Origin of the sequence: Thioclava sp. JM3, from assembly GCF_002213185.1 — a bacterium.
Taxonomy (GTDB): Bacteria; Pseudomonadota; Alphaproteobacteria; order Rhodobacterales; family Rhodobacteraceae; genus Thioclava; species Thioclava nitratireducens.
Window position 1 is genome coordinate 1 of sequence record NZ_NBOB01000034.1, and the last position, 1,935, is coordinate 1,935.

General features: G+C 65.9%; 2 protein-coding genes. Both read right to left on the reverse strand.

Going from position 1 to position 1,935, the window contains the following annotated elements:
- Positions 1–1,214: HAMP domain-containing sensor histidine kinase (locus B6V73_RS20295; protein WP_088726313.1), on the reverse strand; the 1,214-nt coding region annotated here is incomplete at its 3' end.
- Complete coding sequence (locus B6V73_RS20300) at positions 1,214–1,888, reverse strand: response regulator transcription factor (RefSeq protein ID WP_075776632.1); 675 nt, start codon at positions 1,886–1,888, stop codon at positions 1,214–1,216. The genes B6V73_RS20300 and B6V73_RS20295, both read right to left, overlap by 1 nt.
- Positions 1,889–1,935 lie beyond the last annotated feature (47 nt).

Consider the following 1,935-nt stretch of genomic DNA (forward strand, 5'->3'; position numbering starts at 1 on the left):
ACGAAACGTTCGCGCACCCGTGCCAGATCTCGATCCGGGATACCGGGGCCGTTATCGGTGACGCTCAATGTGATGTGATGGCGGGTCTCATGCACGCCGATCGAGACCCGTGCCGGGGACGGGCTGTAGCGAAGCGCGTTGTCCACGAGGTTCACGAGCGCCTGGAACAGAAGCTCGCGGTCGCCTTCGATCCGGACGTCGTCGGGCAGATCGAGCGCCAGTTCCTGCCCTGCATCCTCCGCGCCAGCGCCGAGCATCTCCGCCACATCCTGACAGAGCTGCGTGAGGTCGATCGAGGCGCGCGTGATCTCGACCATTCCGGCTTGCATCCGGGACAGGCGCAGGATCGCGTCGAAGGTTTCCGAGACCTGATCGAGATCGCTCAGCGCTTTTCCGATTTCGCCGCGCTGCGCCAGCGGCAGCGACGAATCCAGCGCCACCGGCTCCAGCCGCAGCCGCAGTCGGGCGAGCGGCGCGCGCAGGTCATGGGCGACATCGGTCGAGACCTGCCGGATCGACGCGATCCCCGCCTCCAGTTGATCGAGCGCCTGATCCACGCTTTGCGCAAGACGCGCCACGTCGTCATCGCCTTCGTCGCGGATACGTAACCCGTGGCGACCTTCGCCCACCGCGTGCAGGACCTGCTCCATCCGGTCGATGCGCACCTCGTTGCGGCGCGCGATGAAGACCGCGAAGCTGATCGACAGCAGAAGCGCGAGCCCGAGGCCCCAGCCGAAACTGGTGGCGAGGATTTCGCCCTGCTCGCGGAGCCACGCATCGTCGCGCCCCGTCATCAGCCAGCCCGAGGGGAGCCGCATCCCGAAGGTGACATAGCCCTCGGGGACATTCGCGCCGGGCGGATCGAGGAGCGTTACGTCGGGCCCCGGTTCGAGATGGCGCGCCCCTTCGAACTGGTTTGCGACGCGAACATTGCCAAGCGGTTCGGAGCCATCGGCCGGCACGAAGGTCACGATATTCGCGCCGTCGCGACTCGTCGTCATCCGCGCCGAGATCTGCTCGCTCAGGTCCTGCAAGTCGGCGCCGCGGGCCGAGATGGCGAGCGCCTCGGTATCGGCGCGCACCTCGCCTTCGAGGCGGCGGCTCATTTCCTTGGATTGCAGCGTGTAGGAGACCCCACCCGCAACCAGTGCGGCAAAAGCGAAGACCGTCGAGATCGCGATGGCGAAGCGCATCGACCATGTGAACGCGCGCATCACGAGGCCTCGAACACGTAACCGATCCCGTGCAGCGTCGTTAGGTAGGGGGTCGCGAAAGGCTTGTCGATCTTGCCGCGCAGGCGGCTGATATGAGTCTCGACGACGCTGCTTTTCGGGTCGAAATGAATGTCCCAGATCGCCTCCAGCAGGATCGTCTTGGTCTGCACCCGGCCGGGACGTTCCATGAAGTGCTTCAGAAGCATGAATTCCCGCGGCTGCAATTCGATGCACTGGCCTTCGCGCCACGCCTCCCGGGCGAGCAGGTCGAGGCGCAGATCGCCCTGCACCAGTTCGGTCACCTCTGCCTTGAGGGCAGGGCGGCGCGCGATCGTGTCGATCCGCGCGAGCAGTTCGACGAAAGCGAAAGGCTTGACCATGTAGTCATCGGCCCCTGCGCGCAGCCCGGCGACGCGATCTTCGACGCTGCCCATCGCGGTGAGCAGAATCGCGGGCGTGGCGATCTGCGCGGCGCGCAACGCCTTGAGCAGGGCCAGCCCATCGAGCCCCGGCATCATCCGGTCGAAGATGAACAGGTCGTAGCTCTGCGCGGTGGCTTGGGTCAGCGCTTCGCGCCCGTCGCGGAGCAGGTCGACGGCATGACCTTCACCGGTCAGCCCCTTGCGCAGGTAGTCGCCGGTCTCGGCATCGTCTTCGGCAATCAGGATCTTCATCGCACCATCTTTCGATAACGGACCGGCATTGTCACGGTCGGCCCCGC